Raw genomic sequence first — 25,134 nt, forward strand, 5'->3', positions numbered from 1 at the left:
AACAATAACGTATGTTAAAAAACGGTTGATAAAACAAAAGGTAACACTTGACATTGCCAAGGGTTACCTTTCATCAAGTGAAGCATTACCTTTTATAGTGCCAAAGGTAACACTTCATTTTGTCATTTGTTGTCTTTGGGATTTTATGCCAATAGATTTTACACTGCTTACCATTTCAGCTTGTCGATGCTGAACACAGGACCGTCCTTGCATACGCAGACATTTCCCTTCTGAGTGTCCTCCACACAGCAGAGGCAAGCCCCTACGCCGCATGCCATTTTGTTCTCAAGAGAGACTTCGCAATAAACACTTTTCTCCCTCGCAAGTTTTGCCACGGCAACCATCATCGGCTTCGGACCGCAGACACTTATCTGACAGAAATTGTGGGTGTTCCATACGGAATGGTTTGTCACAAACCCTTTCTCGCCCTCCGAACCGTCCTCTGTGGTGATGAACACCTCACCGATGGCGCGGAAATTGTCCAGCTCGAGAAGGTCAGACTTTGAGCGTGCACCAAGCAGGAACATTGGTGTGCCACCGTTTTTCTTTATCACTTCACCGGCATAGAGCAACGGTGCGACACCCACGCCGCCACCGACAAGAAGCACGGAATAATCTTTTTGTGTCTCTTCCTCACAGGCTGGAGCTACAGTAAAGCCGTTGCCGAGTGGGAGGAGTACGTTAAGTATGTCGCCCTCTTTCAGTTTTGCAAGTGCACGTGTGCCGTCACCGACAAGTGCGATGAGGAGCCAAAGCTCATTCTTCTCATAGTCAACATAATGGATGGAGATAGGGCGGCGCAGGAAAGTGGTCTTCGAGCCGTCGACACGTATCTCCACGAACTGCCCCGGAGCCATATCGGGGAGTGGGGCGTTGTCGGTAAGTTTGATGAGGATATATTTCTCGTTGATGCGTTCCACGCATTTCACCGTAAGGTCTAACAAGTGTTTCTGTTTCATAGCACTCCTATTATTTCGTGAATGTCCTTTATTCCGTGGTTGTCAAGCCACAGGTTTATTCCGTCCTTTACCTTCTTTGTCACGGCAGGGTCGAGAAAGTTTGCCGTGCCTATTTCTATTGCCGTAGCACCTGCCATAAGGAATTCTATGGCGTCTTCCGCAGTGGATATGCCACCAAGTCCTACTACCGGAATGCTGACAGCCTTGCTAACCTGATAGACCATCCTGAGTGCCACAGGCTTCACGCATGGACCGGAGAGTCCTCCTGTGCCTATGGAAAGATTAAATTTCCGCTTCTCGATGTCGATGCTTGTACCCATCAGTGTGTTGATGAGCGACACGCTGTCCGCTCCTTCCGCTTCGACAGCCTTGGCAATGTCTGTGATGCTTGTTACGTTTGGCGATAGTTTTACGATGAGAGTCTTGTCGTAAGCTTTCCTTACAGCCTTCACAACGCTTGCCGCACCCTCACAGGTCACGCCGAAAGCCATGCCGCCGTCCTTGACGTTAGGGCAGGAGATGTTCAGTTCGATGGCGCGGATGTTCTCCAGAGCATTGACGCGTGTGGCGCACTCGGCATAGTCCTCTGGTGAAGAACCGCTGACATTGACAATCATCTGTGTGTCGATGTCCTTTATCTCCGGATAGATATGCTCGCAGAAGTAGTCCACGCCTTTGTTCTGAAGTCCTACACAGTTGAGCATACCCTGTGCCGTTTCCGCCATACGGGGATAGTCGTTGCCCTGTCGTGGTTTGAGGGTTGTGCCTTTGACGATGATGCCTCCAATCTCATCGAGAGGCACGAGGTCGGCAAATTCGAGACCGTAGCCGAAAGTGCCGCTGGCAGTCATGACCGGATTCTTTAGTTCCAGTTTGCCGATGTTGACATTGAGTTTTGCCATTCGATTGTATCTTTTTCTTGGGTTTCTTGTGTGAGTTTTGGTAAGTCAAACAACACCTCGGCAATTCTGAGCAAGCTCCAACTGCTCTCGGTTTGTACAACTTTGTAACAAAATTACTAAAATAATCCTAATCTTCCAAAGAAAATGGCAGAAAACTGACAATAATGTACATTATTCAGCGTTTAGCATTTAACTGTCGGTGCATGATTGCAGTCCGTACAGTCACTATATATAATAATGTGTAAGAAAACCATCATACGATGCATATATTAACAATTCTTGTTGCTATCTTGGCGATTCTTTTGCCGAAGCCTTTGTCAAAAGGTTCTGAAATGATTGTCAGGCATAAAGCATACACACTGAGTTACAACAAATCGCGCAACACTCCGAATTGGGTGGCGTGGACTTTGACGGCGAACCATACCGATGGTCCTGTGCCAAGGGCAAGCAAATTTCTTGCCGACCCGCTGATTCCTCGTGCCTACCGCGTGGAATATTATGACTACAAGGAGTCAGGTTATGACCGTGGCCACATGTGTCCTGCTGCCGACAACAAGTGGAACGCGCAGGCAATGAAGGAATGCTTCTACATGTCAAACATGTGTCCGCAGGATCCGGCACTCAACTCCGGCTCATGGGCAAGTCTAGAGAAAGCCTGCCGCCAGTGGGCGAAGACGGAGGGAAAGATCTACATTGTCTGTGGTCCGGTGTACAAGAACCGCAAGCATGAGCGCATTGGTGTGAGCCATGTCGTGGAAGTTCCGGATGGTTTCTTCAAGGCTGTGCTGTCTTTGCGTAAGGGGCATGAGAAGGCAATCGCGTTCTATTATGCGAACAATTCTAAGAAACAGCCTTACCGCCATGCGTGCACAGCTGTCGACAACATAGAGGCTCTTACAGGTCTTGACCTCTTTGCAGACCTTGATGACAAACTGGAAGCAAGACTGGAGAGGCGCTGTAACATCAATGATTGGAAATAACTAACGGGCGGAAGCCACGCTGTAGGGGTGTGGCTCGTGACAAACAATATACAGAACAATTAAAAAAGACATTACTATGAAACACTTTCCTCCTTCAGAACTGCCGATAAATGCTGACGGCAGTGCTTTTCATCTTCATCTGAAACCTGAGAATCTTGCCGACAAAGTCATCTTGGTTGGCGACCCGGGGCGTGTGGAAACGGTTGCTGCACACTTTGACTCCGTAGAGGCAGAGGTGGCAAGCCGTGAGTTCCGCACTATCACCGGCACATACAAAGGCAAGCGGATTACGGCGCAGTCCACAGGTATCGGTTGTGACAACATTGACATTGTTGTGACTGAGCTTGACGCTTTGGCGAACATAGATTTCACGACACGCATGGAGAATGAGAAATTCCGGCAACTCACCCTTGTGCGTATCGGTACTTGTGGCGGCTTGCAGCCTGAGACACCTATCGGCACTTTTGTCGCTTCATCAAAAAGCATCGGCTTTGACGGACTGCTCAATTACTATGCAGGGCGTGACGAAGTCTGCGACCTTGAACTTGAAGAGGCGTTTGTGAAGCACATGGATTGGTGTGCAAAGAAGGGTGCTCCATACGTTGCCACTGCTTGTCCTGAACTCATAGAGCAGATAGCCGGCGAGGATATGGTGCGCGGCATCACCATCGCCTGTGGCGGTTTCTATGGTCCGCAAGGGCGTCAGATACGTCTTGGCATACAGGATCCGAACCAGAATGAGAAGGTCGAGTCTTTCCGTTATGGTGACTTGAAGGTCTGCAACTTTGAAATGGAGTCATCGGCGCTTGCCGGTTTGGCTTCTCTCTTCGGTCATCGTGCCATGACATGCTGCATGGTTATTGCCAACCGCTATGCCAAAGAGATGAATACTCAGTACAAGAACAAGATTGATGACCTCATCCGCCTTGTGCTTGACAGGATTTGAAAAACATCAAAGTCAGAAGAACAAACAAGTTCAGACAAATATAATACAAAAGAATCTGCCACCGTTTCTTGTTTCATGTGTAGTGGGATAAGAAACGGTGGCAGACTTTTTTGTTTGGTTTTTATTGCTTTATGCTCAGCAGGAATTCCCTCAGCACTTTGCAGGCTACGGCAGTTGATATGCCTGAGGTGTCAATATTCGGTGCAAGCTCGTTGATGTCCGCGCCGACAATGTTGCAGTTTGAGCATATTTCGTAGATAGCTTTGCGAAGCTCATCGAATGTCACGCCGCCCGCTTCCGGTGTTCCTGTGCCCGGGAATACTGACGAGTCAAGCACATCAAGGTCAATGGTAAAATAGACCGGTGTGCCTTTCGGCAATGCCAGTCCTTTGCTTTTGCCATTGCCCTCGCTATCATCGCCATGGACAAGGTTGGCAATGTCTTTGAGAGAGAACGGATGAATGTCAGTGTGTCCGGCATGTGCAAACTGCCATTCAGCACGCTCTCCGGAGCGTATGCCAAACTGATGAATCCTGCCGTCGCCAATGATGTCGTGGCAGCGGCGTAGGACACAGGCATGGGACAACTGCACTCCGAGATAATCATTGCGCAGGTCGGCATGCGCATCAAAGTGTATGATGTGCACGTCAGGATAACGCTTTGCCACCTCACGGAAAGCTCCGAGCGTCACAAGATGCTCTCCGCCAAGCATCAATGGTATCTTGCCGTCGTCAAGAATCTCTGCAGTATGCCGGGAAATAGCGTCAAGAGCCATCTCTGCCGAACCCATCGGAAGTTCCAAATCACCGGAGTCAAAGACAGCAATACCGTCATATTCCCCTTTGTCATTAAGGTCAACAAGGTCGCGATCGAGATAAGGAGAGTAGGTTTCTATGCCATAACTCTCATGCCTCATTGCCGCTGAACCGAATCGTGCGCCGGGTCTGTAACTCGTTGTGCTGTCGAAAGGCGCTCCGAAGAGCACCACTTTCGCATCCTCGTATTCGGCATCGCAGCCGATAAATGTCTCTATGTTGTGTTTCATGTATTATTCTGTTTTTATACAAGTGTTTATGCGGAAACGTGCAAGTATCAGTATTTGAATGATGAGCCGCCGACAAATTCACGCATGATTGATGTCGGAGGAATCTCCTTGTCTGACACCGGAGTGAAATAATGGATGAATTTCAGCAGTCTGTGCGCCTCGGCATACTCCGGACAGTTCTTCGGAACGGAGCGCAGGATAGGTTCGGCGTGGTTGCGAAGTATGGCGAACTCAATGCTCAATGCTGAGTTGAACATCACATCGGCATTCTCCTGGTAAGGGAAAATCCACTTCTCTTCCGCAGCACATACATTAGGCCACTGCTTTATTGTCTCACGAGCAGAGAATGCTCCTTTGTTGTAATCGCGGATGATGCGCCTCAACAGGCGGTTGTCACGTGTCGGAATCCAGTTGTGGTCGTCAAGAGAAACATTGGTAAGTGCGGAAGTATATATTTTGTATTTGTTGCCCTCCGGAATGTTCTCTGTCAGCCGTGGGTTCAGTGCGTGTATGCCCTCGATGATAAGGATATGCTTGTCCTTTATGCGCAGTTTCTTTCCGTTCCATTCACGCATACCGGTAGTGAAGTTATATTCCGGCACTTCCACATCCTTTCCTTCAAGAAGCTGCACAAGATGCTCACCAAGGAGTTTGTGGTCGACAGCCTCGAAATTGTCAAAGTCATACTGCCCGTTAGGCAGAAGCGGAGTGTCCACACGGTTGACAAAGTAGTCGTCCGTAGAGAAAGATATTGGTCGCAGTCCGCAAGCAAGGAGCTGTATGGACAGACGCTTGCAGAACGTTGTCTTTCCCGAGCTTGACGGACCTGTGATAAGCACAACCTTCAGGTCCTGCTCCCTGTACCTCTGTTCTATCTCCTCTGCAATCTTTACAATCTTTTTCTCCTGCAACGCCTCCGAAACCTGTATCAGTTCCGGTGCCCTTCCGTTTTGGCAAGCCTTGTTGACGTCACCGGCATTGGACAGGCGCATGATGACATTCCACTTCACCTGCTCCTTGTAGACATCGAAAGTCATAGGCTGCGGTATCATCTCCGCCAGCTGTTCCGGATTGTTCTTGTCAGGAACGCGCAGCAGCATGCCCTCGCCGTACTGTTCAAGTCCGAAGACCTTCAGATAGCCTGCCGACGGAACCAATGCCCCATAGTAATAGTCCACTGTGTCGCCAAGAGTGTAATAGTCGGTGTACACCTTCTCCGAAGTCTCCAAAAGCCTCACCTTGTCGGTGAATCCACGCTCCTTGAATATGCGGATAGCCTCTTCCGTAGGAGCTTCGTTGCGTCGGAACGGCATGTCAAGGCTTATTATTTCCTGCATCCTTTGGCGCACTCTCTCAACCTCCTCGACAGTAAGTCCGCGCTTGTTCTCAGGGCTTTTTGCGGTGATGTTCTTGAAATTCCTGACGAAATTGCAGTAATAGCCTCGTGAGATAGGATGCTCGATGAACAGTTTGCAGCCCGGGAACACGTCCTGTGCCGCTTTGTAGAGCACGAAGCACAGTGAGCGGATGTAGGCACGCATGCCACTGGGGTTGCATACATCCACAAATTCCACGTCACGGTTCTGCCACAACCTGAACTTCAGTCCTTGCGATGTGTTGTTGACTTTGGCTGAGACCACAGGATGCTTGAAGTCAAGCCCGAACTCCGGGAATATATCCAGAAGGGAGCTGCCTTCGGTGAAACTCTTTGTCTGATTGTTGTTCGTACAGCGTATTTGCAACATTTTCTTTCTGTGGGTTAAGTAATATTTTATGCAAAGTTACAAATAATTCCGAAATATTTTGTAATTTTGCAACAAAATTGTATTAATATAGTAGAAAAATGACACAGTTATTCAAGCGGCATCTGCCGGACATCCTTGTAGTGCTGGCGTTTGTCGTCATAGCGTTTGCATATTTTTTTCCTGCCGACACAGAAGGCAGGATACTCTATCGCCACGACTCCTCCGCAGGACGCGGTGCAGGAATGGAGGTTTCAAACTATCGTGAGAAGACCGGGGAGGTGTCCCGTTGGACAAACTCCGTGTTCTCAGGAATGCCTACTTATCAGTCTGCACCTTCCTATGACAGTCAGAAGCCGCTGAATGCCGTTACCGACGCGTTCCACCTTTGGCTTCCGGAGAATGTCTGGTACTTGTTCGCCTACCTCTTCGGGTTCTATATCATGCTCCGCGCCTTTGACTTCAAATGGTACCTTGCGGCACTGGGCTCGGTGATATGGGCGTTCTCAAGCTATTTCCTGATTATCATTGCAGCGGGTCATATATGGAAAGTGATGGCGTTGGCTTACCTCCCTCCGATGATTGGCGGTGTGGCATTGTCCTACAAGGGCAAGTACCTGGTGGGCTTCCTTGTCACCGCTGTCTTCGCAGCCATGGAGGTTTTGGCAAACCATGTGCAGATGACTTATTACTATTGCTTCATCATCTTCTTCATGGTCATAGCCTATCTTGTCGAGGCCATAAAGGAAAAACAACTGCTGCGCTTTGCAAAAGCGTCGGCGACATGTGTCTGTGCGGCTCTTGTGGGCATACTGATGAACGCGTCAAACCTCTACCACACATGGGAATACCAGAACGAGTCCATGCGCGGAAAGAGCGAGCTTGTGAAGGAAAACTCTGCAAATCAGACATCTTCGGGTCTTGACCGCGACTATATAACGCAATGGAGCTACGGAATAAGTGAGACATGGACGCTGCTTGTGCCTAACACAAAGGGAGGCTCTTCCATGGACGCGATAGCTTCCAATGAGACAGCCATGGCTCATGCCAATAACGATTATGTCGGCATCTACCAGCAGATGGGACAGTATTGGGGCGAGCAGCCGGGCACGTCCGGTCCTGTTTATGTTGGCGCATTCGTTGTTATGCTCTTCGTTCTCGGTCTGATGGTCGTAAAGGGTCCCATGAAATGGGCACTCCTTGCTGCCACAGTGCTCTCCATACTGCTCTCTTGGGGCAAGAACTTCATGCCGTTGACGGATTTCTTCATTGACTATGTCCCGATGTATGCCAAGTTCCGCACGGTGGCATCGATACTCGTCATTGCAGAGTTCACCATACCTCTTCTTGCCATTATGGCACTGGCGAAGGTCATCGAGGCTCCGAAACCTGAGAAGGGCAAGGACAAAATGCTGAAAAAGATAGGCATAAGTTTCGTGCTGACAGCAGGCATCTGCGTGCTTTTCGCCCTTATGCCGACACTCTTTTTCACGGACTTCGTTTCACAGAACGAGCTGAGAATGCTTGGGCAGATACCTCAGGAACAGCTCAATCCGTTGCTTTCCAACCTGCGCGAGATGCGTCAGGCTGTGTTCGCAGCCGACTGTTGGCGTTCATTCTGGGTCATTGCAGCCGGTGCAGCATTGCTTGTGGCCATGCGCATGCGCAAACTGAAGCCTGTCTATGCCGTCACGGCAATGGCTCTCCTTTGCCTCTTCGACATGTGGCAGGTGGACAAACGCTATCTGAATGATGCCATGTTCGTCAATGCGGAACAGCGCACGGCTCCGCAGCCTATGACACAGACTGACATGGAGATACTGAAAGACAAGTCGTTGGACTACCGTGTGCTGAACCTTGCGTCAAACACGTTCAACGAGAACGAGACAAGCTACTACCATAAGTCTGTCGGCGGATACCATGCAGCAAAGCTGCGTCGCTATCAGGAGCTTATCGAGAAGTATATCTCTCCTGAGATGCAGAAGACAATGTCTGCCATTGTAGAGGCTCAGGGTGACATGTCCATGTTCGGCAAGGATGTCTGTCCTGTGCTCAACATGCTGAACACAAAGTATTTCATCCTTCCTCTCCAGGGGGGTGAGACTATGCCTGTGCAGAATCCTAATGCCTTTGGCAACGCATGGTACGTGGATAATGTGCTCTTCGTCAATAACGCCAACGAGGAACTTGACGGTATGGCAAAGATTGATTTGAGCAGGCAAGCCGTTGCCGACAAGAAGTTTGAGGCACAGCTTTCTCAGTCGGTGCAGCAGGATTCCATGGCTGTCGTGACAATGACAAAGTACGCTCCGAACCATTTGGAGTATGAGGCAGAGTCGTCAAAGGGCGGTGTGATAGTCTTCTCCGAGATATATTATCCGGGCTGGACATGTACAGTCGATGGCCGGGAAGTGGAGCTTGGCAGAGTGAACTATGTGCTCCGCGCCGTGAATGTCAAGGCAGGAAAGCACAAGATTGTATTGGATTTCCACCCGCAGACCGTCAAGACAACGGAGACTGTGGCATACACAGCCTTCGGAATCCTTGTCCTCTGTCTTTTGGTAATAATAGCACTTTATTTCAAGCGACGCAAATGAACTTTGAACGACTGAATGAAGAATACCGCCGTGAGGAGCTGCTCCGCAACATAGAGCATGCTTTGCAGAAACTCTCCCTGAGCGAACTTGAGGCGATAAGCTATGACCTTCTGACAAAAGGGTATATGGACAATTAATGAAAGATGTAAGATGACAAATTGTTGATATTAAGTTTGTTACCTTATATTTAGCACATCGATAAACAAAAGGTTACCTTTTGCCATGCAAAGTGTTACCTTTCATGTGGTGAAAGGTAACCTTTTACAAGGTAAACCGTTACCTTTTGCAGAACGGAGTGACAGCCTGTGTTTTTCAGGTCTGTCTGTTGGAAATAAAAAGTAGTGTGATTAATGAAATCAAGATATAAGTTTAACGGCAAAAAGGAGTGACAAATGCAACAGACAGCTATTCTATTACTGCACTGCCCTGACAAGCTGGGCATCATTACAGAGATAACAAAGTTCATCACCGACAACAATGGCAACATCGTCTACCTTGACCAATATGTTGACAAAATTGACGGACGGTTCTTCATGCGTGTGGAGTGGGAGCTTGAGAAGTTTGCCATCCCTGCGGAAAAACTGTCGGAATACATCGAGACGCTCTATGGACAACGCTACAACATGCAATTCCAGATATATTTCAATTACGAGAAACCGCGCATGGCTTTGTTCGTAAGCAAGATGTCGCACTGCCTTTATGACCTCCTTGCACGTTACAAGGCCGGGGAACTTGACGTTGAGATTCCGTGCATTGTCTCCAACCATGAGGATCTCAGGTATGTCGCCGAGCAGTTTGACATCCCGTATTATGTTTGGTCAATCAAGAAAGACTGGTCCAACAAGCAGGAGGTTGAGCGTGAGGAAATGGAACTGATGAGGGAAAAGGGCATAACGTTTATCGTCCTTGCACGCTACATGCAGATTATCTCAGAAGAGATGATACAGCAGTATCCTAACCGTATCATCAACATCCACCATTCGTTCCTGCCGGCATTTGTAGGTGCAAAGCCTTATCATCAGGCATATCAGCGAGGCGTGAAGATTATCGGTGCGACAAGCCATTATGTCACTTCGGAGCTTGACGCAGGACCTATCATCGAGCAGGATGTCGTGCGCATCACCCATAAGGACACTCCCGAGACCCTTGTCCTGAAGGGCAAGGACCTTGAGAAGATAGTCCTCTCGCGTGCCGTCAAGAAGCATATCGAGCGCAAAATCCTCACTTGCCATAACAAAACGATAATTTTCAGTTGACGAGCCAATGGTTATTGCCATATAAGGCACTGAGCAATAAATAACTTTCCGTATTGTGCAATTCTTCATGAAAATGTTCTGCAAGAATTGCGCATTACGGATTTTTTTCTTCCATTAAACGCATACATACCTTATGTTTTTCCATATTGCAATATCGAAAATGGTAAAAGTTTTCGTCTGAAAAGAAAGAAAATTAGAAAAGTTTTCGTTTGAAAAGAAAACTTTTACTATCTTTGCAGAAAATAAACTCCACCTCTGCAATTAAGAGCAAACTCTTACTGCATTCGGTTTGAATTGTCTTTGCACAAAAATATAGTAAGCTATGGATAAAAAGAGAACATTCCAATCAATTATCAGTCTGAAGCAGAAAGATATGGTTTCGCGACTTTTTGAGCGTGACTTACAGTTGCCGATAGACAGTGGACACATAATCACTGTGCCCGGTGTACGTCGCTGTGGTAAGTCATCTTTAATGGAACTTGTTGTTTCTCAGTTGGTTGAACGTGGTATTGATAAGTGCCGTATCCTGTGGATAGGATTTGATGATGAGCGTCTTCGCAATATAACATCCGACGACCTGAACGACATTATAACAGGCTACATGGAGATGTATCCTGACATAGAGATGAAAGATGTATATATGTTCTTCGATGAGATTCAATATGTTGATGGGTGGGAATTGTTTGTTTTACGCATATTCAAATCATATTGTAAAAATATCTTTGTCTCCGGTAGTAATGCCAGCCTGTTGTCTGCTGAATTGTCAACAGCTTTACGAGGGTGGCCGATTGAGTATGAAGAGTTTCCGCTAAGTTTTGCGGAATATTGCCGTTTCAGAAATGTAGCAGTGGAAATGTTTTCAGAAGAAGGCCAAGCCTATTTGGTTCGTGCTTTCCAAGGGTTTCTTATGGACGGCGGCTATCCGGAAGTTGTGCTGTCTGCAAACGAGACATTGAAGAACAAACTTTTGCAGAGCTATTTCAATGCAATGCTTTTTCGCGACTTGGTTGACAGATATGGGTTGACCAACCTCCCTGCCGTGCGTTATTTCATAAAAAGAGTGATGACTAACCTTTCAAAGCCAACATCAATAAACTCTATTTACAACGAATTGAAATCGCAAGGCATAAAAGTTGCGCGTGAGAGATTGTACGGATTGGCAGAACAATGCTGCTCTATATATTTGTTTTTCCGTTTGCCAAAATATAGCAAATCCATTGTCAAGGAAAATTCTTCATTCCCAAAGTTTTATGTAGTTGACAGTGGACTATGGCGCTCTGTTCTTACGCCACAGAGTGAGGAAAAAGGCAAACTGCTTGAAAACGCTGTTTACTTGCATCTGCGCCGCAATATGTCTCCATCTACAAAATTGTATTATTATTCAGACAAGAAAGAATGTGACTTTGTTGTTCAAGAATACGATTGTGTGAAAACGCTCATACAAGTGACATGGTCGTTGCTTGAAGGCGGAACACGTGAACGAGAAATCGGTGGTCTGTTGGAATGCGCTAAGGTAACAAACTGTAATGAGCTTCTGATTATTACATATAATGAAGAAGAAAACATTGAACTATCAGGTAAGACTGTACGCGTGATTCCTGCTTGGAGGTGGATGTTGGCATAACCGTGAATTATGATGTTTACATAAATATAACATTGACAATCCGGTCATCGAAAATAATGCAAAGACCGCATTCTTTTATTTATCATGTGCTGCAAAGTGCCAATATCTCAGCAGCGATTCTTGCAGGTTAAGGAGAGCCGTTGGTTATTAACATGATATGAAAAATTATTGTCGGTTTTGCAAACTGCTTTTTCGGGCATAGCAGTTGCTTATGTAAAGAAATCATAATTATTTTATTCCTGATTCTTGATTCTTGATTAAAATTATTAACTTTGCATCTATCAACTACAACAGTCTACCGAACAATGGAGAACAATACAGTGCAAGGCGGGAAATTTGTCGTGGAGGTGCGACCGGAAATCCTTGAGTGCGATGTCGTCCGTTTCCAGAACAACAAGGAAAAATGGGTGGCTTTCGTAGGGCTTCTTGACGGACATCCTTACGAGATTTTCACCGGTCTGCAAGATGATGAGGAAGGCATAGCACTACCGAAAAGCGTCGAGAAAGGAAATATAATAAAGTGCACAAATGCTGACGGCACCAAAAGGTATGACTTCCAGTTTGAGAACAAGCGTGGCTACAAGACCACTGTGGAGGGGCTTTCCGAGAAGTTCAATCCGGAATACTGGAACTATGCCAAGCTGATTTCTGGTGTTCTCCGTTATGGTATGCCTATAAAGCATGTCGTGAAGCTCGTCTCTTCCATGGAGATGAACACCGACAGCATCAACAACTGGGCATCAGGAGTGGAACGTGCGCTGAAGAAGTATATCTCTACTGACGAATAGACTCATTGCGGTTTGTGGAGACAGAGACGTACATACATATAGACAGCCTTCGCATGCATGCCTTTCATGGCGTGCTGGAACAGGAGCGCAGGGTGGGGAATGACTACCTTGTTAATATAAAGGTAGGCTATCCATGGCTGCAGGCCGTTGTGACCGATGATGTCGATGACACGCTCAACTATGCTGCACTTGCGGACATAGTCAAAGGGCAGATGAACATTCCTTCTGCACTTCTGGAGCATGTTGCCGGCAGAATAACGGCAAGGATACAGGAAATGTTCCCGAAATGCACATTTATAGACCTGAGAATCACCAAGGTTGCCCCGCCGATGCAGTGTGATTGTGACGGTGCCGGAGTGCATATCGTGATGAAGGACGTGAAAAATGAAATGTGAATGCGCGAAAAATGACGCTGATGTCATAGCGTTTTACTGTTAAGAAATTCTGTGGTATTAGACTTATCTTGAAACAAAGAATATTCCATATAGCATTATTCCTGCTTGTTGCCGTTGCATCAATGGCGGCAGGGAAAAAATATGTTCTGGTGATTGACCCCGGTCATGGCGGCAGAGATGCCGGCGCTGTGGGCTCTTTCTCCAAGGAGAAGGACATAAACCTGAAAGTTGCTCTATGCTTCGGAAGGTATGTGGAAAGGAACTGCCCAAACGTGAAAGTCATATATACGAGGAAAAAGGATACTTTCCTCCAACTCTATGAGCGTGCGGACATTGCCAACAAGAACCATGCCGATGTGTTCGTCTCCATACACACAAACTCTCTCCCAAAGGGGCATATAGGACGAGGGGTTGAGACTTATTCCATGACTTTGCGCCGTTCGGAAGAGAAACTCTCAGCTGCCATGCGCGAGAACTCGGTGATAACCTATGAGGAAGGCTACGAGGAGCGTTATGAGGGCTATGACTCGAAGTCTGATGAATCGGCAATAATGTTTGAGTACATCCACGATGAGAACATGGCAAAAAGCGTGGAACTTTCAAAGTCTATACAGAAAAGCCTGTGCGCATCGGCAAACCGTCCAAACAAGGGTGTCAAACAGGATAATTTCCATGTGCTGCGCCGTACTTCGATGCCGGCATGTCTTGTGGAGCTTGGTTTTATCTCCACTCCCGATGAGGAACGCTTGCTGAACGACGAGGCGGTTATCGACAAGATGGGGTATGGCATATATGTCGGTTTTGTGAAGTATATGGACAAGAATTCTGTCGTCACTCCATACAAGCCCGATGCTGAAAGCCATATAGCACTGCCTACCGTAGCACCGTCAAAGAAGACTTCCGCTCCGTCAAAGAGCAAGAGGCAGGCGGACGATGAAGAGGCAAAGGCGAAAGAGACCGTGGAAAAGTCAATGCCGGAATCTCATGACAGGCAGGAGCAAAGTTCTGACAAGCTGGTGTACAAGGTGCAGTTCGTGACAGCGTCGACTGTACTTAAGGAGGGCGCAAGCGTTTTCAAAGGTGTGACAGGGGCAGAACATTATAAAGACGGCGGTGTCTATAAATATACCATAGGATGCTGTGAGACACAGGCAGAGGCTGTAAAGCTTAAACGTGAAATTGCGGAGAAATTCCCTGACGCCTTTGTCATAAAGTTCCAGAACGGACAACGTGTCAGATAATTAATTAGGAAAATAAACTTAGAAATTGCGATATGAACAAATATTTTACCAAAGAAGTGCGCATCGCTCTGGCTGTTCTTGCCGGAATAGTAGTCCTTTTTGTGGGAATGAATTTCCTCAAAGGTGTCATGTTGTTCTCTGATGACTATTCATATAAGGTGCAGATTGCTGACGCCAACGGTCTTACTCAGTCCAACCCTGTGTATGCCAATGGTCTGCAGGTCGGTGTTGTACGTGACGTGACTGTTGACTTTTCAAATATGGCGAAAGGCATTACTGTCACGATAGATGTGGACAAGCGCATGCGCATTCCTGAAGGAACCATAGCAGAAGTTGATGCTGACCTTATGGGCAACCTGAAGATGAACCTTGTCCTTGCTTCTTCTTCAAAGAGTATAGAGCCGGGAGGCACTATCATGGGACGTGCAGCAGACGGCGTGATGAACAAGTTGGCGGACTTGGTGCCTTATCTTGAGACAATCGTGCCGAAGCTGGATTCCATCATGACAAGTGTCAATACGCTTCTCGCTGACCCTGCTGTTGTGGCAATCCTCCGTAATACTGAGACCACGACAGCCAACCTCAGCACCTCAACAGCAGAACTCAACAGACTGCTTGCACAGATGAACAGACAGGTGCCGGGACTGTTGCAGAAGGCTGACAAGACAATGGCAAACACGGAACAGCTTACTGGAAACCTTGCGAAACTGGATGTAGCGTCCACAATGGCAAGTGTCGATGCAACGCTGAAAAACTGTGAGGAACTTACAAACAAACTGAATTCCAATTCAGGAACAATAGGAAAGCTACTGAATGACTCTTCTCTCTATGATAATTTGAATGCCACTATACGTGACGCTGACTCTCTGATGATTGACCTGAAGGCTCATCCTAAGCGTTATGTTCATTTCTCTGTATTCGGAAAGAAGGATAAATAATGTGTTTTCTCTCTTGCCACCCGAGGAGACAAAGGGTGGAGTGTGCTTAATTTAAGGTATAATAGTGGCAGATTATAAACTACTTTGGGAAGATACGCAGCAGCGTATTCTGGCTGACTTGTCAGCAGAAGGTAAGGAGGAAGAGTATAACAAATGGTTCCGTCCTGTAACCTTTGAATCGTTTGACACGCAAACTCACCAGTTGCTTTTGCGTGTCCCGGGACGAGCATATATAGATCATATTGAGAAGAATCATCTTCGCGTTTTTGCCAAGGCACTTATCGCTGCTTATGGCAAAGGTGTGAAGTTGAACTACCGTATTGTTGTTGTCAAGGAGGCTAACGAGACTGTCGTTGAGGCTTCTGACCCGGAAATGGTTGCTCCACGTGCTAACGCATCGCAGAAACAGTCAAAGCTTCCCGAGGTGGACCCTCAGCTTGCACCAAGCCTTAATTTCAAGAATTTCATAGAGGGCGAGTCGAATAAGCTGTCACGCTCTGTCGGTCTGAACATTGCGGAACATCCAAGAAGTTCCAAGTTTAATCCTTTCTTCATCTTCGGTCCGTCAGGTTGTGGCAAGACCCACCTTGTCACGGCAATAGGATTGCGTGCGAAGGAGCTTTATCCTAACCTCCGTGTGCTGTACGTTTCTGCACGCACGTTCCGCCAGCAGTACACAACAGCCGTCACAGAGAATACGGTGAATGATTTCATTGCTTTCTACCAAACTTTGGATATACTGATTGTGGATGACATACAGGAGTGGGCTTCGCAGGAGAAAACACAGGATACGTTCTTCCATATCTTTGACTACTTGTTCCGAAGAGGCAAGAGGATAATCCTTGCTTCTGACCGTTCGCCGGCGCAGTTGCGAGGCATGCACGAGCGACTCATAACACGTTTTATTTGCGGTGCCACTTGTGAATTGATGCGTCCTAACAAACAACTGTGTGTTGACATATTGAAGAACAAGATAGCCCATGACGGACTTACAGGTCTTTTCTCCGATGAGGTGATAGAATACATTGCCACAACGGTCACCGGCAGTGTTAGGGACTTGCAGGGAATAATCAATTCACTGATGGTGTACAGTATTGCAGGCAATACGGAGATTGACATGCCTTTGACAGAGAAAGTTATAAAGCGCATTGTCTCTTTTGTGGATGACACCCAGGTGACATTGGACAATATCATTGACAGTGTATGCCTTATCTGCAATGTCACTTCCCAGGACATAAACAGCAAGTCAAGGAAGAAGGACATAACAGAGGCGCGCCAGATTGTAATGTATCTTGCACAGACGCTTACCAACATGCCTGCAACCCGCATCGGCAGACTTGTCGGTGGCAGAGACCATTCCACTGTCGCCCATTCCTGCAAGAAAGTGAAGAAGGCTCTTGTGACAGACAAACAACTAAACCAGCTTATCGACAAGATAAAGAAGGAAATAAAGGACAGCACTGCGAAATAAAACTCCTGCCAACAAGCTCTCCTTATAAAAAAAGAAAGAGCGTGTGGCGGCAGGATGAATCTGTAATATACGACAAATCCGGATAAAGAGTTTATGGTTTTCCCATAACCCTTTATCCGGATTTTTGTTATCTATCTGCCGCCTTATAGGGCGGTTGTGTTCCATGTGTCAGCCTTGGGGCGATGCATTTATACTACGCCTTGCGCCATCATTGCGTTGGCAACCTTCATGAAGCCTGCGATGTTCGCGCCCTTCACGTAGTCGATGTAGCCGTTCTCCTGCTTGCCGTACTTGACACACTGTCCATGGATAGAGTGCATGATGTAATGCAGTTTCTCGTCAACCTCTGCCTCAGACCATGACAGACGTATGGCATTCTGTGTCATTTCAAGTCCTGATGTCGCTACGCCGCCTGCGTTTACTGCCTTGCCCGGTGCGAAGAGCATTCCTGCTGCAATGAACTTATCCACTGCCTCTGCTGTACACCCCATATTGCTCACCTCGGCTATGCACAAAGGCTTGTTTGCCAAAAGCATGTCAGCATCCTCGCCACTGACCTCGTTCTGTGTGGCACAAGGCAGCGCGATGTCACACTTCTGCTCCCATGGACGCTTGCCGGGGAAGAATGTAGCTTCAGGGAACTCCTCTGCATAAGGTGCGCAGACATCATTTCCACTTGCACGAAGCTCAAGCATGTAGTCAATCTTCTCACCGCAAATGCCTGTCGGGTCATAGATGTAACCGTCAGGACCGGAGATTGTTATAACCTTTGCGCCAAGTTCGGTAGCCTTCTTTGCAGCACCCCATGCCACATTGCCGAAGCCACTGATAGCCACTGTCTTGCCCTTTATGTCTATGCCGTGGGTCTGCAGCATCTCATTGACAAAGTAGAGCGCGCCGAAACCTGTAGCCTCAGGGCGTATGCGGCTGCCGCCCCAGTCAAGTCCCTTGCCTGTAAGCACACCGTTCCACTTGTGTGTCAGCTTCTTGTACATGCCGAAGAGATAGCCAATCTCCCTTGCTCCGACACCGATGTCGCCTGCAGGAACATCCTCGTCAGGACCGATATTCTTCACAAGCTCAGTCATGAACGACTGGCAGAAGCGCATAACCTCATTGTCGGAACGTCCGCGGATAGAGAAGTCACTGCCACCCTTGCCGCCACCCATAGGCAGAGTAGTGAGGGCGTTCTTGAATGTCTGCTCGAAGCCAAGGAACTTTAGTATGGAGAGATTCACGGAAGGGTGGAATCTCAGTCCGCCTTTGTAAGGACCTATGGCACTGTTGAACTGCACACGGTAGCCGAGGTTCACATGCACCTCGCCGTTGTCATCCACCCATGGCACACGGAAAGTGATGATACGTTCCGGCTCGACAATGCGTTCAATGATTTTTGCGTGTTCAAACTCCGGATGCCGGTTGTAGACATCCTTTACAGAATTAAGCACTTCGCGTACAGCCTGCAAATATTCCAATTCTCCCGGATGCTTCTGCTCCAGTTGCTGCATGATTTTCTGTACATCCATAGTAATATAGTTTTAGGGTTAGATTTTGTATTATGTTTTCGATGGCAAAAATACAGTTTTTTATTGTAATGACCAAATAAAATCAGATAAAAATACAAAATATTTTATTTTCATTGTTATACACAAAACTTACGCTTTGTCAATTGTACTGCTATTTAATATGCTTTTTCGTGAAGAATAAACGGCTTTTGTTTATTATGTGGATTGTTTGTGTGATAAAATGTTATCGTCAAGTCAGAATGTAGGAACGTGAAACAAGCAAGGTTGTTTGTGGAAATTATACCGCGTTTTTCATTCTTCTGCGCCATGCGTAGTAGCCGTAGACAGCTATGACAGTATAGATGGCATAGAGCAGTGCACGCGCGTATATACCTTTATATATATATAATGCGGAGGAGATGGCATCAACAACCAGCCACACCCACCATTGCTCGATATATTTCCGTGACAACATCCACAGCCCGATGATAGAAAATGCTGTAGTCAAAGAATCAAGCACCGGCACATTGCTGTCCGTACAGAAATGCAGAAACGCCCACAATGCCGCCCACAATGCCGCAGTCAACGGCATGAGGACATAGACTGTTGACAGTGGCGTATGGCTTATGGCGATGGCTGTCGCTTTGGCTTTGTTGCCTGATTTCCTCCGACGCCAAGAGTAAAAGCCGTAGATAGCGGCAAGGAAATAGTAGAACTCCATGCCACAATCTGCATACACTCCTGCACGGTAGAGCACAACGGTGTAGACAACCGGCATTATCGCGCCGGTTATCCACATCAGTATGTTCTCTTTAAGTTCAAGATAGAGGTACAGCAGTCCCAATGTCGTGCCAAGTACATCCATCCAGTTGTTTGCCAAATATTCGGTCATTGGGTGGGTTTTTGTTTAAGGTTGTGGGTTATGGGTTTTTGGTTTAAGGTTGGTATGGTTTCAAAAGACTAACATATAACCCAAAACCAACAACCCACAACCCTTCGGTTAGAATCTCAGAGTGACGTTGCCCATGACGGTGAATCCTGCCATCGGGATGTAGCCAATCTGATAGTAGCGGTTATCGTTTGTATAGTCGTTGCCGTCAACTGCTGAATAAACCCAGCCACCGGCAGCATAGTGACGGTTGAAGATGTTGTTGAAGTTCAGCCCGAACACAGCTTCCTTTATGCCTGCCTTCAGCTTCTTCAGCCCGAGAGTGTACTTCAGGCTGATGTTTGTCGCGGAGTAGCAAGGGAGCGAGCGGTCAGCGTTCTCCGAGTTGTCAAGGTACTGGCGGCTGACAAAGTTTGTGTGCCATACACCTTGGAAACCTTTGTAATGGAAATCGATGAAGCCGTTGAGGATTGCCGATGGTGAGAAAGACAATGTGGAATTGTCGTAATGGACAAGCTCGGGGTCACCTGCCCAATTATCGACATACTCGTCGAAATCCTTAATCTTGTTCCTGCTCAGTGCAGCGTTTCCTTCTATGGAGAGCCATGGGAGAGGAGCGACGCCCGCACTCAGTTCGATGCCCATGCGGTAGGAGTCCTTCACGTTTGTCGTAAGGTTCTCGCCGATGTCCGATTGTGCACCGGTCTGCACGAACTGGTTGTCGTAACTCATGTAGTAAAGGTTCAGATTGACCGACCATTTCTTAGCCTGATAGCCGTAGCCAAGCTCGAAATCGTTGAGCGACTCAGCCTCCGGGGCAGGGTAGGAGCCGTTGTCCGTGAAATTGTTGCGCTCAGGTTCGCGATTGCTGCGTGCATAGGACGCATACGCATTGTGTCCGTTCTTGTGGAAACTGATGCCGACTTTCGGGTTGAGGAAGTTGTATTTCGCATCGATGTCAAGCCTTTGGTTGGTGAAAGAACCGTCATTGTTCTCATAAAACTTGTCGTTCACACCGTTTGTGGTGTATTTGACATGGCGGTACTGCACATCGGCAAAGACATCGAAAGCAGGCGTGATGTGATATGTCGCCTTGGCAAATGCGCTGACATCTGTCTTGTCGGCATCCGAGTCATAGTACTGATACTCACCGTTGCCATTAAGATAATATTTGCGCACATCCTCGTCCGCGATGTATGTGAGGTAGCCATAGTGGTTGCCGGTGAACTGTTGGGCAGAGATGTTGCCGATGATGTCCCACCGGCTGTCCTCGTAGTTGACATTGGCAATCAGTCCGTAGAAATCCTGCGTCATGCCCTTTTTGCGCACAAAGTCTGTTTTCTTTGGCAGACTGATGCCTGCTTCGGGCGTCATGGAGAGTCCGAATTTCGACAGTTTGTTGTCATAACGGAACTCATCGTAGTAGCCGTGACCGTGTGTATAGTGAGCTGTGGCAGAAGTGCTCCATTTGTCGTTTATCTGCCATGCCATGGAGAGCAGGTTGTGGTTGTACCAGAAATTGTCCGTGGTCTTGTCCCAGAATGAGCCGTCAGCCATTTTGTAACGCTCGACAGTCCATCCTCCTTCCCAGTCAGGGATAAAGTTCTCGTAAAGGCTGTTGTACTTTCCAAGTCCGAGATTGTACATGTCCTTGTACGTTTTCACGCCGTCATAGCTGTTAAGGCTGTAATCACCGTTGCCTGCGGTCACACCGTTCCATGCCTGCCCCGTAGACTCAAAGCTACCGATGTTCTTGTAACTGAGTTTGAAGTTCTGACGCTGGTTAAGGAAGGTCAGTCCGCCATAGTAATTGCCTGACTTTCCGCCCGTTCCGTGGATATACCCGTCTGTGGTCGTTTGGTGGTATGCACCTTCGAGAACAAGGAAATGGCGTGGCAGACGGATGCCGGTCAGTCCGGTGGAAAGCTGTGCCCCAAAGTTCCATGTGTCATAAGATCCGTAGGATGCGGATACTTCTGCCGAAGGATTATGCTGCGGCAGCGCCGTCATGAGCGATATTGTTCCGCCGAAAGCGCCGTCGCCGTTGGACGATGTGCCTACTCCGCGCTGTATTTGTGCGCTGCCGAGGAGCGAGCCGAAACTGTTCATGTTTGCCCAGAAGACACACTGGTCCTCCGGCGAATTGAGAGCCACACCGTCAAGCGTGACATTGATTCGCGAGCCTGCCGCACCACGGATGCGCATGTAGGTCGTGCCCGTTCCCACACCGTTCTCGCTCCATGCCAGCACGCCCGGTGTGCGTGCGAAAAGGAACGGCAGTTCCTGACCTGTCTTTGAGAATTCCTGAAGCTGCTGCTTCTTGACGTTTGCCACTGCAAACGGTGCGTCCTTTGCGGCGCGCACGCCTTTCACGGTCACCTCACCGAGCTGCTGCACACGGAGAGTGTCTTGGGTTTCTGCCACCGCAACGCCTTCTGTGGCAAATGCTGCGATGGCGGCAAAGAATAATTTCTTCATCTTTTCTTTTATCCGATGATAGTTGATGAAAAAAGGGAGAGAAACCTGTAGCTGACTAAAACCTGCCCATCTGCTCTCACGAGCCGCTTGGAGGTCATCATCGTTATTCCTACGCCGGCATTACCCGGATCAGGTTTGAGGGTTTGTTCTCAGCACCACCAACAAGTGGGCACCCCTTAAAAAGCACTTTGCTTTTCAGGTGCAAAGGTATAAAGAATCCTTGTATCTGTGAAAGAATCTTACGTAAAATGCTTGAAAATTAACATTTATTGTTTAATCAGGTGTGCTTCTTTTTTGCACGGAAATGAAGAGAAAATAAGAAAACTCACGCCATTTTCGCCCTCAGAGAATCGCCTGGAGATTTTTTTGAAAGGGAAATCTCGGAAAATTGCAGGAATTTTGTGGTTTGGTTATTATGTTGGGAATCAATGTGTTGTGCTCTTTTGACGTGCTTTTGTGCACAAAAACTCCTGCGTTTCGTTACCTTTTAGCGCGGAATTCCTATCCTTTTGCGGTGCAAAGTGCTACCTTTTCCACTGCTAAAGGTTACCTTCGGCAGCCTGTAAGGTAACCTTTAGTACCGTGCAAGGTCATTTTTTCCACTGTAAAACGTGATTGTCCGTCTACGAAAGGCGCATTTTCCGCATTATGATAAATAGCGCATTAGAAAACTCATGCATTTTTTTCGCATTGATTAGCCTCATGCGGATAAAGAAGATTTCTGTGGATAGCTTTTCTCTCCAATGAAAAATCAGGTGGCAAAAGAAACCGGGAGACCTCCTTAAAAGGTAATTGTGAAAATTCATAAGGTATAATTTACAAATACACCACAATAAGCCTTTGGTTTGCAAATTTATGCAAAATGTTTGCATTTTTATTTGGTACGATTAATAAAATTGTATATCTTTGTGCTGTTTATTAACCGTAAGTAATAAAAATAGGCTTATGCAAGTAATAGAAAGACCATATTATTCAACACTTATCAAGCCGTTCATTGGCAAAAACATCATCAAAGTGCTTACAGGACAGCGTCGTGTGGGCAAGAGTTGCATACTCCGTCAGCTACAACAATTTGTGGCTTCTGTGAATCCAGCCACAAACATCATATACATAAACAAAGAGCTTGAAGAGTTTGCAACTATTCGCAACCATAACGATTTCACAGCTTATGTTTCACTGCAATTAAAGACAGGTGTGCCTAACTCGCTGTTTGTTGACGAGATACAGGACATAGAAGGGTTTGAGAAAACCTTACGCAGCCTGCAAGCGCAAGGTGAATGCGACATATTTATCACAGGTTCAAATGCAACTATGCTGTCCGGTGAATTGGCAACTTGTCTGTCCGGAAGATATGTGGAATTCCATATCCACAGCCTGAACTATAGCGAGTTCCTTCAGTTCCATGGCCTCCAGGCCTCAAACTCTTCGTTGCGCCAATACCTTACTTTTGGAGGGCTGCCATTCCTTAAGAACCTTGAACTGGAGGAATATCAGGCATTTGAATATTTGCGCAATGTCTATTCGACAATCGTCCTGAAGGATGTTGTGAAGCGTGAAAATATCCGCAACATCAGTTTTATGGAAACACTCGCGCTGTATATGTCTGACAACATCGGGCAATTGTTCTCCGCCAATAATATCAGCAAATACCTGAAGTCGCAGCATGTTAATATCTCCACTCTCCAAGTGGTTAATTATCTGCGGACACTTTGCAACGCTTACTTGATAAACAAAGTTGGCAGGATGGACATTGCGGGGCTGAGGAAATTTGAAATCGGTGACAAATATTTCTTCGAAGACATCGGTTTGCGCAACTGCAACATAGGTTTTTCTTTCCAAAGGGACATACATAAGCTTATAGAGAACGCTGTATTCCTCCATCTGCACTCTATCCCCGGGGTTTGCATCCACACCGGTCAGATAGGGAAACAGGAAATAGACTTTGTCGCTGTGAAAGGTGATAAGCGTATTTACACACAAGCAACCTACCTGTTGTCAAGCGAGCAAACGGTTAACAGAGAATTTGGTAATCTGCGCTCTGTACCTGATAACTACCCAAAATATGTAGTCTCCCTTGACGAATGGACAAGCAGCAGTAATATTGACGGCATCAACCACCTCCATTTAGGGGAATTCCTGCAACTCACTGATTTGCTGTCATGAATGAGGAAGCACTTGCCGCTTGCTTTTATATTTAAGCGAAAATATAATAAAGCCTTTCCGTTTGGTGAATGCCAAAACTTTGGTTGTAAGTAACTGTCGGGAATTAGTTCATACTAAAAACGCAGTATATCAGCAGTTCATAAGCAAGCTCAACTGTGTTCGGTTTGCACTGTCTTTGGATTCTTAGAGCAATAGCAACTCTTAGAGCGACACATTATTTCTTCGGGTAAGTCGGAATCCGGATTTACAGATGCTTCCATCTGATTTCCCTTTGCTTGGTCCTTGTCCTCATTGACCGCAAGGATGTTATCTCGATTCCCATAATCCGTGCAATCTCATCGTCACTGTCCTTCATGCCGCATAGAATCATGAACACCTTTTGGCGTAGGCTTAACCTGTCATAATTGTTTTCAAGATTTCTGACAAACCCCATATCCAAACTGCGGTAGTATTCAAGGAAACATGTGTAGTCGTCACGTTCCCAAAGACTTATGCTCTCTCCATGCATGATGCTGTCATACAAGCATTTTCCTTTGCGAACCATTTCCGATTGCATGTTGTTGAGTATATCATTCTCTTTCTTCAATATAGCCATTTCTTTGGATGACTCCTTTTCTGCTTCCTCCAATGCACTGATGCGCTCCATGTTCCTTGTCATCTCTTCATTATTGCCGTCCAATTCCTTATGCTTTCTAAGAGTCATGACCCTATAATACACGGCACAGCCACAAAGCATTATGGCAATGCCTGTAAGTACGATAATGATTTGCAGGTTATCAGCATGTTATAGGCTGTGGTGTCTTTCAGTTCCTTGTCAACAAGGTGGTCTATCTCTGAAAGACGCTTTTGCATGACTCCTTGATGACATCCTGCTAAAAGGATGTGCATGATGATGAATAGTGAAAGGTAGGTTTTGTTTTTCATAGTATAGCTTGTTTCTTATGCAAAGATAATGCAAACCGAATGCAGACAGAATTTATTCATATATGCTGAGGTGCAGCTTATCTTATGCAAAAATACACATTTTTTCCGAGTTTCATGTGATTGCAAAAAATGCAACGTTGCATTTTAGGGTGATTTAACGCGTTGCACTTTTTGCAATCGCCTGATAATAGGCATAGTGAAGTTGTTTAAACTACTTGGATTTAAGACATTTTTTTACAAACATGACTATGAATGCCAGATAGTTCCACCCTTTCCAGCTATCCACAGTTG

20 protein-coding genes, 1 pseudogene and 1 riboswitch are annotated in these 25,134 nt (G+C 46.8%); of the genes and pseudogenes, 12 read left to right on the forward strand and 9 right to left on the reverse strand.

Annotated elements, in window-relative coordinates; all coding sequences use genetic code 11:
• Window positions 1-167: 167 nt before the first annotated feature.
• Window positions 168-959, reverse strand: a complete 792-nt coding sequence (locus E5358_RS13545) for a dihydroorotate dehydrogenase electron transfer subunit (protein WP_135940713.1) — start codon at window positions 957-959, stop codon at window positions 168-170.
• Window positions 956-1,861, reverse strand: a complete 906-nt coding sequence (locus tag E5358_RS13550; RefSeq protein ID WP_135940714.1) for a dihydroorotate dehydrogenase — start codon at window positions 1,859-1,861, stop codon at window positions 956-958. The genes E5358_RS13545 and E5358_RS13550 overlap by 4 nt, the downstream gene beginning before the upstream one ends.
• A gap of 260 nt (window positions 1,862-2,121) precedes the next feature.
• Between E5358_RS13550 and E5358_RS13555 the strand changes: the two genes are divergently transcribed.
• On the forward strand, window positions 2,122-2,841 hold the full coding sequence (locus tag E5358_RS13555; RefSeq protein WP_135940715.1) for a DNA/RNA non-specific endonuclease: 720 nt from the start codon (window positions 2,122-2,124) through the stop codon (window positions 2,839-2,841).
• Window positions 2,842-2,917: 76 nt separating this feature from the next.
• Window positions 2,918-3,787 (forward strand): nucleoside phosphorylase, encoded by an 870-nt coding sequence (locus E5358_RS13560; protein WP_135940716.1) that lies wholly within the window; start codon window positions 2,918-2,920, stop codon window positions 3,785-3,787.
• A 121-nt stretch (window positions 3,788-3,908) separates the two neighbouring features.
• On the opposite strand, the gene speB is transcribed toward E5358_RS13560, so the two are convergent.
• Together speB and E5358_RS13570 are read right to left on the reverse strand one after the other, a co-directional pair.
• Window positions 3,909-4,832, reverse strand: a complete 924-nt coding sequence (gene speB, locus E5358_RS13565) for an agmatinase (RefSeq protein WP_135940717.1) — start codon at window positions 4,830-4,832, stop codon at window positions 3,909-3,911.
• A gap of 47 nt (window positions 4,833-4,879) precedes the next feature.
• Complete coding sequence (locus tag E5358_RS13570) at window positions 4,880-6,577, reverse strand: nucleoside kinase (RefSeq protein ID WP_135940718.1); 1,698 nt, start codon at window positions 6,575-6,577, stop codon at window positions 4,880-4,882.
• A 98-nt stretch (window positions 6,578-6,675) separates the two neighbouring features.
• Between E5358_RS13570 and E5358_RS13575 the strand changes: the two genes are divergently transcribed.
• The 9 genes and pseudogenes from E5358_RS13575 (at window position 6,676) to dnaA (ending at window position 16,884) form a co-directional block, all read left to right on the forward strand.
• Entirely contained in the window at window positions 6,676-9,171 is a 2,496-nt protein-coding gene (locus E5358_RS13575; RefSeq protein ID WP_135940719.1) for a YfhO family protein, read from the forward strand.
• Complete coding sequence (locus E5358_RS15140; protein ID WP_168354681.1) at window positions 9,168-9,308, forward strand: hypothetical protein; 141 nt, start codon at window positions 9,168-9,170, stop codon at window positions 9,306-9,308. The genes E5358_RS13575 and E5358_RS15140 overlap by 4 nt, the downstream gene beginning before the upstream one ends.
• A 255-nt stretch (window positions 9,309-9,563) precedes the next feature.
• Window positions 9,564-10,427, forward strand: a complete 864-nt coding sequence (gene purU / locus E5358_RS13580; protein WP_135940720.1) for a formyltetrahydrofolate deformylase — start codon at window positions 9,564-9,566, stop codon at window positions 10,425-10,427.
• Window positions 10,428-10,749: 322 nt separating this feature from the next.
• The gene (locus E5358_RS13585) at window positions 10,750-12,051 is read left to right on the forward strand and encodes an ATP-binding protein (RefSeq protein ID WP_135940721.1); all 1,302 of its coding nucleotides are present in this window, start codon (window positions 10,750-10,752) and stop codon (window positions 12,049-12,051) included.
• Window positions 12,052-12,389: 338 nt separating this feature from the next.
• Window positions 12,390-12,827, forward strand: a pseudogene (locus E5358_RS13590) (adenosylcobalamin-dependent ribonucleoside-diphosphate reductase); the annotation flags it as partial.
• A gap of 26 nt (window positions 12,828-12,853) precedes the next feature.
• Entirely contained in the window at window positions 12,854-13,234 is a 381-nt protein-coding gene (gene folB / locus E5358_RS13595; RefSeq protein WP_135940722.1) for a dihydroneopterin aldolase, read from the forward strand.
• Between the two features lie 68 nt (window positions 13,235-13,302).
• Window positions 13,303-14,475, forward strand: a complete 1,173-nt coding sequence (locus tag E5358_RS13600) for an N-acetylmuramoyl-L-alanine amidase family protein (protein ID WP_277821313.1) — start codon at window positions 13,303-13,305, stop codon at window positions 14,473-14,475.
• A 32-nt stretch (window positions 14,476-14,507) separates the two neighbouring features.
• Entirely contained in the window at window positions 14,508-15,413 is a 906-nt protein-coding gene (locus tag E5358_RS13605; protein WP_135940723.1) for an MlaD family protein, read from the forward strand.
• 61 nt (window positions 15,414-15,474) lie between these two features.
• On the forward strand, window positions 15,475-16,884 hold the full coding sequence (gene dnaA, locus E5358_RS13610) for a chromosomal replication initiator protein DnaA (protein ID WP_135940724.1): 1,410 nt from the start codon (window positions 15,475-15,477) through the stop codon (window positions 16,882-16,884).
• Between the two features lie 188 nt (window positions 16,885-17,072).
• Here the strand turns inward: dnaA and gdhA are convergent, their stop codons facing one another.
• The 3 genes from gdhA to E5358_RS13625 all read right to left on the reverse strand — a co-directional run bounded on the left by gdhA (window position 17,073) and on the right by E5358_RS13625 (window position 21,756).
• Window positions 17,073-18,410, reverse strand: coding sequence for an NADP-specific glutamate dehydrogenase (gdhA, locus tag E5358_RS13615; protein WP_135940725.1), 1,338 nt, complete (start codon window positions 18,408-18,410; stop codon window positions 17,073-17,075).
• Window positions 18,411-18,687: 277 nt separating this feature from the next.
• Window positions 18,688-19,281, reverse strand: coding sequence for a nicotinamide riboside transporter PnuC (gene pnuC, locus E5358_RS13620; protein ID WP_135940726.1), 594 nt, complete (start codon window positions 19,279-19,281; stop codon window positions 18,688-18,690).
• Window positions 19,282-19,389: 108 nt separating this feature from the next.
• Window positions 19,390-21,756: a TonB-dependent receptor gene (locus E5358_RS13625; protein ID WP_135940727.1), complete on the reverse strand. Its 2,367-nt coding sequence runs from the start codon at window positions 21,754-21,756 to the stop codon at window positions 19,390-19,392.
• Between the two features lie 89 nt (window positions 21,757-21,845).
• Window positions 21,846-21,943, reverse strand: a riboswitch (TPP riboswitch).
• A gap of 758 nt (window positions 21,944-22,701) precedes the next feature.
• On the opposite strand from E5358_RS13625, the gene E5358_RS13630 reads away from it, so the two are divergent.
• On the forward strand, window positions 22,702-23,919 hold the full coding sequence (locus E5358_RS13630; protein ID WP_135940728.1) for an ATP-binding protein: 1,218 nt from the start codon (window positions 22,702-22,704) through the stop codon (window positions 23,917-23,919).
• 244 nt (window positions 23,920-24,163) lie between these two features.
• Here E5358_RS13630 and E5358_RS13635 read toward each other — a convergent pair whose 3' ends face one another.
• Together E5358_RS13635 and E5358_RS13640 are read right to left on the reverse strand one after the other, a co-directional pair.
• The gene (locus tag E5358_RS13635) at window positions 24,164-24,622 is read right to left on the reverse strand and encodes a hypothetical protein (RefSeq protein ID WP_135940729.1); all 459 of its coding nucleotides are present in this window, start codon (window positions 24,620-24,622) and stop codon (window positions 24,164-24,166) included.
• 32 nt (window positions 24,623-24,654) lie between these two features.
• On the reverse strand, window positions 24,655-24,843 hold the full coding sequence (locus tag E5358_RS13640; protein WP_135940730.1) for a hypothetical protein: 189 nt from the start codon (window positions 24,841-24,843) through the stop codon (window positions 24,655-24,657).
• Between the last annotated feature and the right edge of the window lie 291 nt (window positions 24,844-25,134).

It is taken from the genome of Palleniella muris, from assembly GCF_004792655.1.
Classification (GTDB): Bacteria; Bacteroidota; Bacteroidia; order Bacteroidales; family Bacteroidaceae; genus Prevotella; species Prevotella muris_A.